Source organism: Pseudomonas soli, from assembly GCF_900110655.1.
Taxonomy (GTDB): Bacteria; Pseudomonadota; Gammaproteobacteria; order Pseudomonadales; family Pseudomonadaceae; genus Aquipseudomonas; species Aquipseudomonas soli.
The window spans coordinates 50031-66510 of the sequence record NZ_FOEQ01000007.1; the positions used below are offsets into that span (position 1 = coordinate 50031).

Genomic DNA, 16480 nt, shown 5'->3' on the forward strand with positions numbered 1-16480 from the left:
CGTCTAGAAATCCGCGTCCCATTCGACTCGCATCACACCGGCCTGCAGGTCGATTGCCAGCACGCATTGCTCCGTATAGGGCAACAGACGCTCGCGATCATCCAGGCTGCCTGTGCAAGGCTTGACCACCATTACATCGTTCGCACCGGTCTCCAACAGGTGATCGATCGTGCCGAACAGCTGTTCGTCCTGATTGATGACCTTCAGGCCTTCCAACTGGTACCAGTAGTACTCGTCGGCTGCCAGGTTGGGCAAAAGGCTCCGCGCAATGCAGATTTCGTAACCGCTCAGAAGACGGGCTTCATCACGATCCTCGAGACCTTTCAATTTCACGACCAGGCCCTTTTGGGAGCCACGACCGCTGACCAGCTCGACCTGCTTTACCTTGCCTTCGTGCCTAAGCGTCCAGCGCGGATAATCCAACAGGTTTTCAATCGGATCGGTAAAGGAATACACCTTCACCTCGCCGCGAACGCCGTGAACCGAAAAAATCTTGCCAACGACGATGAGGTCATCAGCCTTTTCTGGCGTCGCGTTCATACTGCTCAGGCTGCAGCCTTGGCAGCTTCCTTCAGCAGCTGAGCAACACGCTCAGACGGCTGTGCGCCCTGGCTCAGCCAGTAGGTGACGCGCTCTTGGTTGACCGACAGCTTGACTTCGGCGCCCGATGCGATCGGGTTGAAGAAGCCAACGCGCTCAACGAAACGGCCGTCACGGGCGTTACGCGAGTTGGTCACGGTCAGGTGGTAGAATGGGCGCTTTTTCGAGCCGCCACGGGCCAGACGAATGGTTACCATGTGAACATCGTTCCTATAGTCGGTGCTGCAAAACTGAATGCCCAATGGGCACACGGGTGCCCAAAAGGCCGCATATTCTCGGGGAATACACGGACATTTGCAAATGCCTTTTTCGGCGAGCGCTTGACCCACCGTTCAGATCTGCCGGTTAAGCCGCCGTTTGGCGGCACTGTTCCCGCCGAAGCGGGGGCTGGGCGACTGTCTTCATAAAAAGACAGTCGCCCGAATTCACTTACATCTTGGGCATGCCGCCACCCGGCAGCATCCCGCCGAGGCCGCGCATCATCTTGGCCATGCCGCCCTTGGCGGAGAATTTCTTCATCATCTTCTGCATCTGCTTGTGCTGCTTGATCAGCCGGCCGATGTCCTGCACCTGGGTGCCGGACCCGAGGGCGATGCGGCGCTTGCGCGAACCACTGATCAGGTCAGGGTCGCGACGTTCGGCAGGGGTCATGGAATTGATGATCGCTTCCATCTGCTTGAACTGCTTCTCGGCCGCGCCCTGGGCATTGCCCATCTGCGACAGGTTGACGCCACCGATGCTCGGCAGTTTGTCCATGAGGCCACCAAGGCCGCCCATGTTCTTCATCTGTTGCAGTTGATCGCGGAAGTCTTCGAGATCGAAGCCCTTGCCCTTCTTCAACTTCTTGGCCAGCTTGTCGGCCTTTTCCTTGTCGATGTTCTGCTCGGCCTGCTCGATCAGGCTGAGCACGTCACCCATGCCAAGGATGCGCGAAGCGATCCGGTCGGGGTGAAACGGCTCGAGGGCTTCGGTCTTCTCGCCCATCCCGATGAACTTGATCGGCTTGCCGGTAATGGCGCGCACCGACAGGGCGGCACCGCCACGGGCGTCACCGTCGACCTTGGTCAGCACCACGCCGGTCAGCGGCAGCGCATCGCCAAAGGCCTTGGCCGTGTTGGCGGCGTCCTGGCCGGTCATGGCGTCGACCACGAACAGGGTTTCGATCGGCTTGACCGCGGCGTGCAGGGCCTTGATCTCGTCCATCATGTCGGCGTCGACGTGCAGACGACCTGCGGTATCGACGATCACCACGTCGATGAACTTGAGCTTGGCTTCGCGGATCGCCGCTTCGGCGATGGCCACCGGCTTCTGGCTGATGTCGGACGGGAAGAAGGTCACGCCGATATCATTGGCCAGGGTCTCGAGCTGCTTGATCGCCGCCGGACGGTAGACGTCGGCCGACACCACCATCACGCTCTTCTTCTTGCGTTCCTTCAGGTGGCGCGCCAGCTTGCCGGCGGTGGTGGTCTTACCAGCACCTTGCAGACCGGCCATCAGCACCACGGCCGGCGGGGCGGCGTTGAGGGTCAGCTCTTCGTTGGCCGCGCCCATCAGGCTTTCCAGCTCGGCCTGGACGATCTTCACGAACGCCTGGCCTGGGGTCAGGCTGCGCGACACTTCGGTGCCGACCGCACGCTCCTTGATGCTGTTGACGAAATCCTTGACCACCGGCAGGGCGACGTCGGCCTCGAGCAGGGCCATGCGCACTTCGCGCAGCGTGTCCTTGATGTTGTCTTCGGTCAGCTTGGCCTTGCCGGTGACATGGCGCAGCGTCTGTGACAGGCGGTCGGTCAGGTTTTCGAACATGGTGATCCTTTCAGGCCCATTGAAGCCGAGGTTTTTCAGGCGCCCAGGTGGAAATGCACACACGCTGGGCACAACAAGGCGGCGATTATAGCGGAGACTGGGATAGACGCACACCTCGCGCTGGACCACCGGCCAATCACGCAGCTCAGGCCTGGCTGCCTCACGCACATCGCGGGAGCGGGCTTGCCCCGCGATTGATGCGCAGTCTTCCTTGCCCACCGCGTTCTATGCCAAACTCCGTCCCTTTAGGGCTTGCACGCCAGGACTTATGTTCTCTTCACCCAGCCTCATCCCCAACCTGCTCGCCGCCTTCCTTTATCTGGCCGCGACCATCTTCCAGGCCACTGGCCTGGCCCGTGGCGCCCGTGCCGACAAACGGCTGCTTGCCCTGCTCGGCACCCTGGCGGTCATCGCCCAGAGCGGTGCCCTGTTCTTCCAGCTGATCACGCCCCTGGGCCTGAGCCTCGACTTCTTCAGCGCCGCCAGCCTGATCGCCGTGGCGGTGATCGGCCTGACCCTGCTCGCCTGCTTGAGCATCCCCGTGGAAAACCTGCTGGTGCTGCTGTTCCCGCTCGGCGCGGTGACCGCGCTGCTGGCCCAGTTCGCCCCACCCGGTACGGTGCCGCTGATCAACGAAGAGCCAGGCATCCTAGCCCATATCCTGCTGTCGATACTGGCCTACGGCCTGTTCACCATCGCCGTGTTCCAGGCCCTGCTGCTGTTGCTGCAGGACCACCAGCTCAAGCACAAGCACCCGTCCGGGCTGATCCGCAACTTCCCGCCGCTGCAAACCATGGAAAGCCTGCTGTTCGGCTTCCTCTGGGCGGGCTGGGGGCTGCTGTCGCTGTCGCTTATCTCCGGCTGGCTGTTCCTCGACAACCTGTTCGCCCAGCACCTGGTGCACAAGACGCTGCTGGCCTGCGTTGCCTGGATCGTCTTCAGTGTGCTGCTGTGGGGTCGCACTCGCCTGGGCTGGCGCGGTCACAAGGCGATCCGCTGGACCCTGGCCGGTTTCTGCCTGCTGATGCTGGCCTACTTCGGCAGCAAGCTGGTCCGCGAATTCATCCTGCACATCTGACGGCCGCCCATGGACACTCTGCCGTACGCCCCGCTGCTCGGCATCATCGCACTGGCCCTGCTGTGGTCGGCGTTGTTCACCGCGGTAGATTGCGCCCGCCAGCAGCTTAATGGCCACGGTGCCCCGACCCTGCCGGCCCAAGGCCTGGTATTGGGCGCCAGCCTCGGCAAGTTGCTGGTACTGGGCCTGGCCTGCCTTATTGGTCAGCGCTACAGCGGCGAACACGGTTTCTGGCTGGCCGGCCTTGGCGCCAGCGTCACCCTGCTGGTACTCGCCGACTACCTGCCGCGCCGCCTGGCACGCCGTAACCCGCAAGCCTTCCTGGACCTGGGCGGCAACCTGCTGAAATTGCCGCTGGCGCTGCTGCAGCCGCTGGGCTGCTTGCTAGACGGCTGCGCCAAAGTGATCCTGCGCCCTTTCCGCTTGCAACCCACCGCGGTGGCACTGCACCCGCAGCAGGGCGCCACATTCGACGAAGACGAACCTACCGAGACCAGCCAGCACGGCCTGCTGGAGGGTCTGCAGGCGCTGGACAAGATCACCGTCAACGACATCCTGGTACCACGCAACGAAGTAGACGGCATCAACCTCGACGATCCCATCGAGCAGATCATCGAGCAACTGATCATCAGCCGTCACACGCGCCTGCCGGTCTATCACGACGACATCAACCAGGTCGAGGCCGTCCTTAACACCAAGTTGATCAGCCACCTGCTGCCACGGGCAGAGCTCACCCCGGAGAAGCTCCAGGCGGCCTGCTACGAGCCCTACTTCGTGCCCGAAAGCACACCGCTGCAGATGCAGCTGCTGAACTTTCACAAGCAGCAGCGACGCATGGGCGTGGTAGTGGATGAGTATGGCGAAGTCCTGGGTATCGTTACCCTGGAAGACATTCTCGAAGAGATCGTCGGCGAGTTCGAGGACGAGCAGAGCCTGGACAACCCCCATGTCCACCCCCAGCCCGATGGCCGCTTCGTCATCGAAGGGACGGCTTCGCTGCGCGAGATCAACCGCACCCTGGGCTGGCACCTGCCCTGCGATGGCGGGCCGAAAACCCTCAACGGCCTGGTCACCGAAGCACTTGAAAGCATTCCAGAAAGCGCCGTATGCCTAAAAATTGGCAGATATCGGCTGGAAATCCTCGAAACGGAGGATAATTGCGCAAGCAAGGTACTGGTCTGGACACTGGCTCGATAGTTATACTCGGGTCACGCTTACCCAGCCCTGCCGTCCCGCCCGCTACCCGCACCCGGCGTCCGACGGCCAGTCCGCCCCACTGACACGCCCCGCGGCCCTGCTCAGCACCCCGAGCAGCCACCGCTTCAGCGCCTATCCCTTGGGCTATCGTCAGGCGGCGACCAACAACAATACGCTCCGGCTCCCGTGTGGCCGCCACATGGGCCGTGCCCCATGGAGCATGACTGTCAGGGACCTTCGCATGACTACCAGCAGCACCTACGCCGAACCTGCCTCGGCTGCCCCGGTCAACTCGCCTGCCCGGGTGGCCACCGCCAGCTTCATCGGCACCGCCATCGAGTTCTACGATTTCTATGTCTACGCCACTGCCGCCGCGCTGGTGATCGGGCCAGTGTTCTTCCCGTCCGGTTCCGGCACCGCGCAAATGCTGGCGGCCTTCCTTACCTTCGGTATCGCCTTCCTCGCCCGGCCACTGGGATCGGCGCTGTTCGGCCACTTCGGCGACCGCATCGGGCGCAAGTCCACGCTGGTCGCCTCGCTGTTGCTGATGGGCGTCTCGACCACCCTGATCGGCGTGCTGCCCGGGTATGACAGCATCGGCGTATGGGCACCGATCATTCTCTGCGTGCTGCGCTTCGGCCAGGGCCTGGGGCTGGGCGGCGAATGGGGCGGCGCGGCACTGCTGGCCACGGAAAATGCCCCTGAGGGCAAGCGCGCCTGGTTCGGCATGTTCCCGCAGTTGGGCCCGTCGATCGGCTTCCTCGCCGCCAACGGCCTGTTCCTCACCCTGGCCCTGGTGCTCAGCGACGAGCAGTTCCGCGAGTGGGGCTGGCGCATTCCGTTCCTGCTCAGCGCAGCACTGGTGCTGGTCGGGCTCTATGTGCGCCTGAAACTCGAGGAAAGCCCGGTGTTCGCCAAGGCCGTGGCCCGCCAGGAGCGGGTCAGGATGCCGGTGATCGAGCTGTTTTCCCAATACTGGCTGCCGACCCTGCTGGGGGCTGCGGCGATGGTGGTGTGCTACGCGCTGTTCTACATCTCCACGGTGTTCTCGTTGAGCTATGGCGTGTCCACGCTGGGCTACAGCCGCGAAACCTTCCTCGGCCTGCTGTGCTTCGCCGTGGTGTTCATGGCCCTGGCCACGCCCCTGTCGGCCTGGTTGAGCGACCGTTACGGGCGCAAGCCAGTATTGATCGCCGGCGCGCTGCTGGCCATCGCCTCGGGCTTTGCCATGGAACCACTGCTGACCTCGGGCTCGACTACCGGGGTGGCGTTGTTCCTGAGCATCGAGCTGTTCCTGATGGGGGTGACCTTCGCCCCGATGGGCGCGCTGCTGCCGGAGCTGTTCCCGACCCATGTGCGCTACACCGGCGCCTCGGCGGCCTACAACCTGGGTGGCATCGTCGGCGCCTCGGCGGCACCGTTCTTTGCCCAGAAGCTGGTGAGCATGGGGGGCTTGAGCTGGGTGGGAGGCTATGTGTCGGCGGCGGCGCTGATCAGCCTGATTGCCGTGCTGTGCCTGAAAGAAACGCGTAATACCGAGCTTTGAATCAATCGCGGGGCAAGCCCATGCCAGACTGATCTGGCGTGGGAACGGGCTTGCCCCGCAATCGCTTGAGGTCAGAACTCGACCTTGACCGCCTGCGAAGCCCGGGTCGCCTTGGCTCGTGCCGCCTCGACCGATTCATCACGCGCCAGGCACACGCCCATGCGCCGGGTACCATTGATCTCCGGCTTGCCGAACAGGCGGATGGCAGTATCCGGCTCGCTCAGCGCCGCGCCCAGGTTGGCGAAACTGGTCTGCTGCGACTGGCCTTCAGGCAGGATCACCGCCGACGCCGACGGACCGAACTGGCGCACCACCGGGATCGGTAGGCCGAGGATGGCCCGCGCGTGCAGGGCGAACTGCGACAGATCCTGGGAAATCAGGGTCACAAGGCCCGTGTCGTGCGGCCGTGGCGACACTTCGCTGAACCAAACCTGGTCACCCTTGACGAACAGTTCCACACCGAACAGCCCACGGCCGCCCAGCGCGTCGGTGACCGCCTGGGCCACACGCTGCGACTCGGCCAATGCCTTCGGGCTCATGGCCTGGGGCTGCCACGACTCCTGGTAGTCACCTTTCTCCTGTCGATGGCCGACCGGCGCGAGGAAGGTCGTGCCACCAACATGGCGTACGGTGAGCAGGGTGATCTCGTATTCGAAGTCGATGAAGCCTTCGATGATCACCCGCCCCTTGCCGGCACGGCCGCCTTCCTGGGCGTAGTCCCAGGCTTTCTGCAGGTCATCGGCGCCGCGCAGCAGGCTCTGGCCCTTGCCGGACGAGCTCATCACCGGCTTGACCACGCACGGGTAACCCAGGTCGGCCACCGCCTTGCTGTAATCCTCGAAGGTGTCGGCAAAATGGTACGGCGAGGTCGGCAGGTCCAGCTCTTCGGCAGCCAGGCGACGAATGCCTTCGCGGTTCATGGTCAGCTGGGTGGCGCGGGCGGTGGGGACGACATTGAAACCTTCGCTTTCCAGCTCGACCAGCGTGGCGGTGGCAATGGCCTCGATCTCGGGAACGATGTAGTGCGGTTTTTCCGCCTCGATCACTGCGCGCAGGGCCACGCCGTCGAGCATGTTGATTACATGGCTGCGGTGCGCGACCTGCATCGCCGGCGCATTGGCGTAGCGGTCCACGGCGATCACTTCGACGCCCAGGCGCTGCAGTTCGATCACCACTTCCTTGCCCAGCTCGCCGCAGCCGCACAGCAGTACACGGGTCGCGGTGGGCGACAGTGGGGTTCCGATACGGGTCATTTCAGGTCCTCGAAGGCGTCCGGGGCCGCGCCACGCTGGCTGCCGCCCGCTGAAAAATGGACCGGTATTCTACATCAGGATGTGGCCACCGCGCGCCGTGCCCGCCAGGCCATGATCAACCACACCGCCGTGACCCCGGCGAACTTCGATGCCATCGCCGTGCCGATTACCGCAGGCGTCAGGGCACCGATCATGCCGAAGAAGATGAAGGTGTCCACCGGGATGCTCAGCGCCGAGCTCAGCCACAGGCGGTCGCGCAGGGGCCGCCGGGTAACGCTGAACACCAGCCAGTCGATCAGTTCGGAGACGAAGAACGCGGTCGCGCTGGCCAGGGCGATGGCAGGCTCGGAGGTGATATAGGACAGCACCAGCGCCACCAGCATGGCCAACAACGCGCCATGGCCGTAGCGGGTCTGCACCATGTCGCGCAGGATGAACACCAGCCCGCCCCAGGCGGACCAGATCACATCCAGGTGCGGCGCACTGGAAAAGGCGAAGTTGATCAGCACCACGCTGCTGATGTAGGCGATGAGATAGAACATGGTCTGCGTTTTCGGAGGGCCAGCCGCACAGATTAGCGCCGGCACCATCGCGGGACAAGCCCGCGCCACGGGCGTCGGCTCTACAGACCGATGATCAGCCCGGCCGCCACCGCCCGCTCATGACAGCGCTGCAACACCACGCGCCGCTCGGCATTGTCCATACGCCCCCAGCGCGTGATCTCGCTCACCGTGCGCTGGCACCCGGTGCAGATATCCTGCTCGTCCAGCGCGCAGACATTGACGCAGGGCGAGGCCACGGGCCGCTCGTCAGTCATCGTCGCTCACCAGGTCACGGGCATAGCGCTGGGCATTGTGCACATAATGGGCGGCGCTGGCCTCGAGCATGCGTTTCTGCTGCTCGGTCAACTCACGCACCACCTTGCCCGGTGAGCCCATCACCAGCGAGCCATCGGGTATCTCCTTGCCCTCGGGGACCAGGGCGTTGGCGCCGATGATGCAGTGCTTGCCGATACGCGCCCCGTTGAGGATCACCGCGTTGATGCCGACCAGGCTGTAGTCGCCCACCGTGCAGCCATGCAACATGGCGTTGTGGCCGATGGTCACCCCGCGACCAAGGGTCAGCGGCGAGCCCATGTCGGTGTGCATCACCGTGCCGTCCTGGACATTGCTGTCCTCGCCGATGTCGATCAACTCGTTGTCGCCGCGCAGTACCGCGCCGAACCATACGCTGGCCCGGGCCTGCAGACGCACCTTGCCGATCAGCGTGGCAGTGGGCGCGGCCCAGCTTTCGGGATGGGCTTCGACCCGCAGGTCGCCCAGGCGGTATTTCATGTGTCGCTCCTCACGGTTGAACGCCAGTGGCGGGGTGTGCCCCGCTCAATTTTCGATGAAACGCTCGGGGGGCTGGTGCAGGCTGATACCAGCGTCGAACAGCAGGTTGACCAGTTCGACGATCATGATCGCCGATAGCCCCCAGATCTTGTAGTCGCCGTAGCGGTAGCTGGGCACGTACCAACTGCGGCCCTGATAGTCGATGCGGTGGGTGTGCTCGCGGGGGTCCTGGCGGAAGAACGCCAGCGGTACACTGAACACGGCAGCGATTTCCGCGTCGTTGGCGCGGTACTCGACATAGTTCGGGATCAAACCGACGAACGGCGTGACCTTCAGGCCATGCAGCGAGATCAGCGGGCTGAGCGGGCCGATTACCTCGACCAGCCCGGGCGGCAGGCCGATTTCCTCCTCGGCTTCACGCAGGGCCGTGAACACCAGGTCTGGGTCCTCCGGGTCGCGCCGCCCGCCCGGAAAGGCGACTTCACCACCGTGGGTGGACAGGCCCTTGGCGCGCAGGGTCAACACCAGCTCCGGCTCCTCGCTGCGGGTAATGGGCAGCAGCACCGCCGCTTCGGGGAAACGGCGGTCCGTCTCCGGTGACGCGGGGGTATGGTTGCTCATTCGGCGAAGAAGCTCGTCCAGCATTACGCACTCTCGTGTCCAAGGCCTGCCCTGCATGATGCACCAAAGCCGCGAGGCACCCAAGCCCCGCCCGCAGGCCGCTTGCGGTAAGCGAGCCGGGCGCGCCAAGATAGCCCGACCCCACTGGAATGAATGAAAGCATGAAATTCTGCAGCGCGTGCGGCCAACCGGTCACCCAGCGGATCCCCGAAGGCGACAGCCGTGCGCGGTATGTCTGCGACCATTGCCAGACGATCCACTACCAGAACCCCAATATCGTCGCAGGGGTATTGCCTACCTGGGGCTCCCAGGTATTACTGTGCCGCCGGGCAATAGAACCGCGCCGAGGGTTCTGGACACTGCCCGCCGGTTTCATGGAAAACGGCGAGACCCTCGATGCCGCCGCCCGTCGCGAAACCGTCGAGGAGGCATGCGCACAGGTCGGCGAAACCAGCCTGTATCAGCTGTTCGACCTGCCGCACATCAATCAGGTGCACGTGTTCTTCCGCGCCGAACTGGTCGATCTGGACTTCGCCGTGGGTATCGAGAGCCTCGAGGTACGCTTGTTCGAAGAGCACGAGATCCCATGGCGCGAGCTGGCTTTCCGCACCGTCACACGCACACTAGAATGCTATTATCGCGACCGCGTCAGGCAGCACTATCCGATTGGCCATGAGTATCTGCCGCCGATGAACGTCACGTCGTCAACCACCTAAGTTTTCAGGGATACGGTTTCATGCGCTGGCTGCTTGCCCTCTTCTGCCTCAGTGTCGCCTCGGTGTCGCAAGCCGCCTTCACCGAGACCATTATCCGCAAGACGCCGTCGGCCGCGCCGTCGCCGGTCCAGCCCGCCACCAGCGGGGTTCAGCAGCAACGCCTGATCGACAAGGTGCTGGTGATCAAGTCCGAACGCCGGCTGCAATTGATCAGCCGTGGCGAACCGCTCAAGACCTACCGTATCTCCCTGGGCAAGCAGCCCAAGGGAGCCAAGGAACGCGAAGGCGACAAGAAGACCCCGGAAGGCCTGTACTGGCTGGACTGGCGCAAGGTCAGCGACCGCTACAACCTGGCTATGCACATCTCCTACCCCAATATCACCGACGCCGCCAAGGCACGGCGCGACGGGGTCGCCGCTGGCAGCATGATCATGATCCACGGCACGCCGATCAACGAGGAGTACCCTGAGTGGTACTTCCACACCTTGGACTGGACCGAGGGCTGCATCGCCATGCGCAACGACGACATGCGCGAGGTGTGGAGCATGGTGAAGGATGGCACGCTGATCGAAATCCGCCCCTGAGCGCTCACCGTTGGCACCAAAGGCCTGTCCTGCTCACGCTGAACGGGCCTTCTCTTTCTAGCGCCCTCTTTCGCCACCCCATCGCCCACTTTTCCTACAGATAGAATCGTCTCATTCCCCGCAATATAGTGGCGTTGGGCCACATAAATGCCATCACTGACATTCTTAGAATTCCCGCAGCTGATTTCACGATTTCGTACATCACTTGCGAGGTTTTCATGCACAATCCTGTATCCAAGATCAGACCAGATACCCTGCGCTGGGCTGTCTTCCTTGCCCTGCTCGGCAGCACCCAGGTTCAGGCGCAAGGCGCCCTGACACCGACATCAGGACCTGGCGGCACCCCGATCATCGACAATGGCCATGGCGTACCGGTCATCGACATCGTCGCACCCAATGCCAGCGGCCTGTCACACAACCAGTTCCTCGACTACAACGTCGGCAAGCCTGGGCTGGTGCTGAACAATGCCCTGCAGGCCGGACAGTCGCAGCTGGCCGGCCAGTTGGGCGCCAACCCGCAGTTCCGGGGCCACGCCGCCTCGACCATCCTCAACGAGGTGGTCGGCCAGAACGCCTCGCGAATCGAGGGGGCTCAGGAAATCTTCGGCCAGAAAGCCGATTACCTGCTCGCCAACCCCAACGGCATCACCCTCAACGGCGGCAGCTTCATCAATACCACCCGGGCCGGCTTCCTGGTCGGCAAGGCGGACATTCACGATGGACAGATCAAGCAGCTCGACAGCCGCGACGCCAACGGCACGCTGAAAGTGCTGGGCCGTGGCCAGAGCAATGCGGCAGGCGCCCTGGACCTGATCGCGCCGCGCATCGACAGCACAGGGCACTTGCTGGCCAAGGGGCAGCTGAACCTGACCATCGGCCGCAACCTTGTCGACACCGGCAGCCGCGAGGTGCTCGAACACCTGCCCGTCGCCACCGCCATCGATGCCAACCTGCTCGGCGCCATGCAGGCCGGACGCATCCGCATCGTCAGTACCGCCGAAGGCGCCGGCGTACAAGTGGGTGACAAGGAGCTGCGCGCGGACCGCGACTTGATCATCCACTCCGCGGGTGACCTGAAAGTACAGGGCAATGACAAGCGCCAGGCCAGGCTGGTCAGCAACACCGGCAAGCTGGACTTGAAGGCCGACGGCGACCTGCAGCTCACCCATGCCCATGGCAAGGCCAGGCAGATCGAGGTTCACTCTGGCAAAAAGCTGTCCCTGGACACCGCCACCCGCGAACAGGTGACGGACGCCCCGGTCAACTGGGCGAAGCAATGGCTGTTCATCCCCACCGAAAGCCATGAGGGTAATGCCACGCAAACCAGTCGCCAGCAACTGGGTAGCCGTCTGGTGGCCGAAGACAGCCTCAGCCTGAAGGCCGGTACCGACCTGCACCTGACGGCCACGCAACTGGAGGCGGACAACGCCCTGCAACTGCGCAGCGGTGGAAAGATGACGATCGACGCTGGCGTGGACACTCTCGATATCGCCGAGCAGTCCACCCACAGGTGCTATCTAGACCGCACCGATATCGACAGCCAGGCACACACCGAGCGGGTCAAGGCCAGCACCCTCAAGGGCGGCACTCTCATCGCCAGCGCCGGGGCCGACATGCAGATCTCCGGCGCCCGCCTCGAGGCGCGCAAGCAGGTCGAACTCGACGCCAAGGGCGCCCTGCGGATCGAAAGCGCCGTGGAAAACGACCATGCCCAACGCACCACTGGCAAGCGCGAGTTCGTGGCCAGCGCCGGCAAGGCCGCGCCGGACTCGGAGCAGTACTCGGCCAAGGTCGGCTACGAAAAACTGCAGAGCGACGAGCAGACCACCGCGACCCGCCAGGTCGCCAGCAGCATCAACGCGGGCTCCGTCACCCTGCGCAGCGATCGCAAACTGAAGGTCAGCGGTTCGGACGTGCAGGCAGACACAGGAGACCTCAAGCTGGCCGCCAGCGAAATCGAACTGGCGGCGGCCTACGACAGCCACGCCAGGCATACCCTCGATACCCGCACCGGCGCCGCGTTGAACGTCACCGGCGGCAGCGACCGTGTAGGCCTTGGCATCGATGGCCAGCATGGCCCGGCCGCGGTACTCGAGCACGAAACGACCGCGCGACGAAGCAATCTGGAGTCAGCTCGCGACCTGCACATAGACGCCACGCAACTGACTACGGCCGCTGCACAGCTAAAAGCGGGACGTACCTTGAAAGTGGACGCCGAGCACATTGACAACCGTGCAGCAGCCGACACCAAGGTCCGCGAAACCAGCGTCGCTGAATGGCAGGGCGGCCTGAGCGTCGGTATCGATTACAAATACCTCAGCGATCGTGTCAAGTGGCTGTTCGGTGGTGAGAAAGCCGCAGACCAGGCGGCCTCCCCAAACGCCGGCGCCGACCTGTCGCTGCAGCGCACGTCGCGTGTGCACAAGGACACCGACAGCACCGCGCAGGTCACGACCTTCGACGGTGGCGACATCACCATTCGAGCCAATCAGCTCATGGATGAAGGGAGCGCCTACAAGGCCAGGACCGGGAGCCTGCGCATCGAGGCTGGGGAGCACCAGATGCTGGCCGCCCGGGATCAGAGCAGCAGCGAAGTCCGCGACACCACGGGTGGCGGCAGCCTGCGTGTTAGCACCATCACGGGAACTGATCTCAAAGCAAGACTTGAAGGTCATGGCAACACCCTGAACCAGCTGAAGCAGACAACCACAGCTCGAGTAGGCAGTTTGCAGGGCAGCCAGGGGGTTCAGGTAGAACTCGAACGTAGTGGTCACTACGAGGGAGTCCGTGTCGACGGCGGCAACGGCGATATTACCCTGCACAGCCAAGGCACACTGAGCGTGACAGCCGCCAGCGATACACGCCAGAGCCAGGGCCAGACCAGGGGCGGCAAGCTGGATGTCGAAGGCAGCAGCACCGGTGGCGGACTGGGTGGCCAGGGCACCTTCGGTTGGGTCAACGAGCGGGGCAGTACAGCCATTGGTGCGCGGTTCGACAGCAAGGGCACACTGCAACTCACCAGTCTTGCCCACGACGACGTCGCGCTACACGTGCAAGGGCTGCAAGCCAACGCCAAGCGGATAGGTCTGGACGCTGGCAATGGTGGTCTGCTGGTCGAGGCGGCCAGTAACACCGAGCGCCACGACAACCTCGACGTTACCCTTGGTGGCGGCCTGAAGGTCAATGCCATGGACATTGGAGGCATCAACGCCCAGGTCAAGGTCGGCCGGGACAAACGCGACAACACCACCTGGCATGACAGCAAACTGCGCGCCGACCTGATCGACTTGCGCAGCCAGGGCGATACCCGCATCGAAGGCGCTCAACTTGAGGCGCAGGCAATCGAAGGCAAGATCGACGGCAACCTGCGGGTGGCCAGCCGTCAGGACCAGGTCGACAGCGTGAAGCTAGAGATCGATGCCAGTCTCGCCCAGAAGCAACAGGCAACTGCCGACACTGACGCTCCGGCCTCGCTGGCGAGCGTTTTCGAGGGCGGCAACATCACGGAAATCGCCGGGGCGCTGTGGAACAAAGTCACCGCGAAATTTACCCCATCGGTCAAGATCGACTACGCCAAGCGCAGCAACGACACCGTCAGCCAGCAGACGCTCCTGTCCGGCACGCAAGGCATTGATCTGCAGGTAGGTGGCGACACTCGCCTGGTCGGCGCCACGCTGCAGGCGGCCGATGGCCAGGTCGGACTCGGCGGCGGCGCGGTCGCCCGCGACAACCTGAGCGGTCGGGACTACGCCAAGGATGTGAAGGTCAATGTCGATTTGTCGACGACCGGTCTTGCAGGTACCGCCTATTCGTACCTCTCGAATCTGTTCACCGGCAACACCGACAAGGCTGACGACCACAAGGCGTACAGCAACACCGGTCACGACCGCACTACCGAGTATGTCTCGCAGATAAAGGAGAGCCGCCAGCGCTGACGCGTGCCAGGCAGCGGCCTGTGGGTCGCTGAGCCTCCCACACGGACTCTGCGGGAGCGGGCACACCCGTTCCCACAGCGGCATCGGACCGAATCCCATGAACGTACCGTTCTTCTCTTCCCATATTTTCCGCCCATCAAGTGCAGGTATGCGCCGCGTCGCCACTGTCGTTCTGGCTTGCCTCATCATGACGCTATCGGCCAACGCCATAGCCACGTTCGACCCGGCCAGCCAGCAGTTACGGGATCAGCAGCAGGCAGTGCGACAACTGGAGCAGCAGCAGCGGCTCGAACGCTGGCAGCGCAATCAACCTGCCAACGCCACTGAAGACCGCGACACTGCAACGCTCGACCCCGACCAGCACTGCTGGGCGATCAGCGGAGTACGCCTGGCCGGCAACCGCATGCTCGATACCCGGCAACTGCAGCCGATCGTGCGTGCGCTGTCGTCCTCCTGCATGGGTGTCGCCGAAATTGACCGGCTACTCAAACAACTGACCCGGCACTACGTGCAAGCCGGATATCCCACCAGTCGCCCCTATGTGGCCCGCCCCCCCGAGCACGGCGCCCCGCTGGACATCGTCATCGTCGAAGGCTTCATCGAATCGATCGAACTGGCTGGCACCGACCTGCCCCTGTCGCGGCAAGGCGCATTTCCGGGCATGCTCGGCCTTCCCCTGCACCTGCCAGACCTCGAGCAAGGCCTGGACCAACTCAACCGACTGCGTGCCTATGACCTGCAAATGGCCTTGCTGCCGGGCGAGATGCAGGGCGGCACCCGCGTCGTGCTCGAACCTCGGCGCGTCGCTTCCCGCGCTCACCTGGATGCCTTGCTCGACAACCGAGGCGGTGAACTGACCGGTCGCCACCGCCTCAACCTGGGCCTTGGCCTGGACAGCCCGCTGGGCCTGAACGACGACCTGCGCCTGTCGCTGAGCTCGGTGGTGTTCGACGCGCCTGGCCAAAGCGAAGGCGCCAGCCTTTACTACAGCATTCCCCATGGCCGCTGGACCTTCAGGCTCAATGCCAGCCAGATGCGCTACCGAGCACCGATTCCGAACACCCGCTACGCCAGCAGTGGCCGCAGCGAATTCTACGGTGTCAGCGCCGAGCGCGTGCTGTGGCGCAACCAGCAAGGCATGCTCAGCGCCAGCGCCCGCCTGGACCGCAAGCAATTGCTCAACCGCTTCGGCCCCGCCGTACTGGCACTGCAGAGCCCGACCCTGGCGACTGTCGAAGCCGGGCTGAACCTGCTGTGGCTCGAAGGTGGATTGTGGAACGCTTACCTGGGCGTAAGCCAAGGGGTACGCTGGTTCGGCGCCGATCGCCCGTTCGCCCACAAGCAGGCGCCCCGCCCGGACTTCACCAAGTACCGCGCCAACCTGCTGCACCTGCGCCAAGGCCCGGCTCAATGGCCCTGGCGCTGGCAGAGCGAACTGGCCCTGCAATACAGCGCCCATGTGCTGCCCGCCGTCGAACAGATGCAACTGAGCGATCATTCGGCGGTGCGCGGATTCCGCCAGCACAACGTCGCGGGGGCCAGCGCCGGGGCATGGCGCAACACCTTCAGCCAGCCACTGCCCCTGCCGCTGCAGGTACGCCCATCCTTCGGCGTTGACCTTGGCTGGGCCCGTTATGCGCGCACCAGCCCGTCGCAGCGCCTGGTCGGCGCCTCGGCTGGCGTCGAGTTGAACCTGCCGCACAGTACGGTGCGCCTGGACTACCAACGCGCACTGCATGCCAGCGATCGCCCGCGCAAATCACTGGAGCAAGGCTTTTGGGTCGCGCAATGGTCCCTCGCCCTCTAACCG

15 protein-coding genes are annotated in these 16480 nt (G+C 63.9%); 7 read left to right on the plus strand and 8 right to left on the minus strand.

The genetic code is table 11. From position 1 onward, the window contains the following. Positions 1-3: 3 nt before the first annotated feature. The 3 genes from rimM to ffh form a co-directional block, all read right to left on the minus strand. The gene (gene rimM, locus BMY03_RS16190; protein WP_023629810.1) at positions 4-540 is read right to left on the minus strand and encodes a ribosome maturation factor RimM; all 537 of its coding nucleotides are present in this window, start codon (positions 538-540) and stop codon (positions 4-6) included. A 5-nt stretch (positions 541-545) separates the two neighbouring features. Beyond that, positions 546-797: a 30S ribosomal protein S16 gene (gene rpsP, locus BMY03_RS16195; protein WP_011535318.1), complete on the minus strand. Its 252-nt coding sequence runs from the start codon at positions 795-797 to the stop codon at positions 546-548. 232 nt (positions 798-1029) lie between these two features. Next, positions 1030-2406, minus strand: coding sequence for a signal recognition particle protein (ffh, locus tag BMY03_RS16200; RefSeq protein ID WP_023629809.1), 1377 nt, complete (start codon positions 2404-2406; stop codon positions 1030-1032). Positions 2407-2674: 268 nt separating this feature from the next. Here ffh and BMY03_RS16205 point away from each other — a divergent pair, with 268 nt between their 5' ends. From BMY03_RS16205 to BMY03_RS16215, 3 genes are all read left to right on the plus strand, one after another. Further along, entirely contained in the window at positions 2675-3484 is an 810-nt protein-coding gene (locus BMY03_RS16205; protein WP_094011653.1) for a cytochrome C assembly family protein, read from the plus strand. A 9-nt stretch (positions 3485-3493) separates the two neighbouring features. Then, a complete protein-coding gene (locus BMY03_RS16210; RefSeq protein WP_038706706.1) occupies positions 3494-4681 on the plus strand; it encodes a transporter associated domain-containing protein in 1188 nt (395 codons plus the stop codon). Positions 4682-4922: 241 nt separating this feature from the next. After that, positions 4923-6227: an MFS transporter gene (locus tag BMY03_RS16215; protein ID WP_046854366.1), complete on the plus strand. Its 1305-nt coding sequence runs from the start codon at positions 4923-4925 to the stop codon at positions 6225-6227. A gap of 71 nt (positions 6228-6298) precedes the next feature. Here the strand turns inward: BMY03_RS16215 and purT are convergent, their stop codons facing one another. The 5 genes from purT to BMY03_RS16240 form a co-directional block, all read right to left on the minus strand. Further along, positions 6299-7480 carry a formate-dependent phosphoribosylglycinamide formyltransferase gene (gene purT, locus BMY03_RS16220; protein WP_023629808.1) on the minus strand — a complete coding sequence of 394 codons (1182 nt, stop codon included), beginning with the start codon at positions 7478-7480 and terminating at the stop codon, positions 6299-6301. Positions 7481-7554: 74 nt separating this feature from the next. After that, positions 7555-8022: a 7-cyano-7-deazaguanine/7-aminomethyl-7-deazaguanine transporter gene (locus BMY03_RS16225; protein ID WP_023629807.1), complete on the minus strand. Its 468-nt coding sequence runs from the start codon at positions 8020-8022 to the stop codon at positions 7555-7557. 80 nt (positions 8023-8102) lie between these two features. Continuing rightward, a complete protein-coding gene (locus BMY03_RS16230; RefSeq protein ID WP_023629806.1) occupies positions 8103-8297 on the minus strand; it encodes a DUF1289 domain-containing protein in 195 nt (64 codons plus the stop codon). Beyond that, positions 8290-8814 (minus strand): gamma carbonic anhydrase family protein, encoded by a 525-nt coding sequence (locus BMY03_RS16235; RefSeq protein WP_023629805.1) that lies wholly within the window; start codon positions 8812-8814, stop codon positions 8290-8292. Before BMY03_RS16235 ends, BMY03_RS16230 begins: the two co-directional genes overlap by 8 nt. 45 nt (positions 8815-8859) lie before the next feature. Continuing rightward, positions 8860-9459: a CoA pyrophosphatase gene (locus BMY03_RS16240; RefSeq protein ID WP_023629804.1), complete on the minus strand. Its 600-nt coding sequence runs from the start codon at positions 9457-9459 to the stop codon at positions 8860-8862. Positions 9460-9596: 137 nt separating this feature from the next. Here BMY03_RS16240 and BMY03_RS16245 point away from each other — a divergent pair, with 137 nt between their 5' ends. From BMY03_RS16245 to BMY03_RS16260, 4 genes are all read left to right on the plus strand, one after another. Then, the gene (locus BMY03_RS16245; protein ID WP_094011654.1) at positions 9597-10151 is read left to right on the plus strand and encodes an NUDIX hydrolase; all 555 of its coding nucleotides are present in this window, start codon (positions 9597-9599) and stop codon (positions 10149-10151) included. 20 nt (positions 10152-10171) lie between these two features. Continuing rightward, on the plus strand, positions 10172-10735 hold the full coding sequence (locus tag BMY03_RS16250; RefSeq protein ID WP_094011655.1) for a L,D-transpeptidase family protein: 564 nt from the start codon (positions 10172-10174) through the stop codon (positions 10733-10735). A 218-nt stretch (positions 10736-10953) separates the two neighbouring features. Beyond that, the gene (locus BMY03_RS16255; RefSeq protein ID WP_094011656.1) at positions 10954-14670 is read left to right on the plus strand and encodes a hemagglutinin repeat-containing protein; all 3717 of its coding nucleotides are present in this window, start codon (positions 10954-10956) and stop codon (positions 14668-14670) included. Between the two features lie 187 nt (positions 14671-14857). Then, the gene (locus BMY03_RS16260) at positions 14858-16477 is read left to right on the plus strand and encodes a ShlB/FhaC/HecB family hemolysin secretion/activation protein (protein ID WP_244891330.1); all 1620 of its coding nucleotides are present in this window, start codon (positions 14858-14860) and stop codon (positions 16475-16477) included. Positions 16478-16480 lie beyond the last annotated feature (3 nt).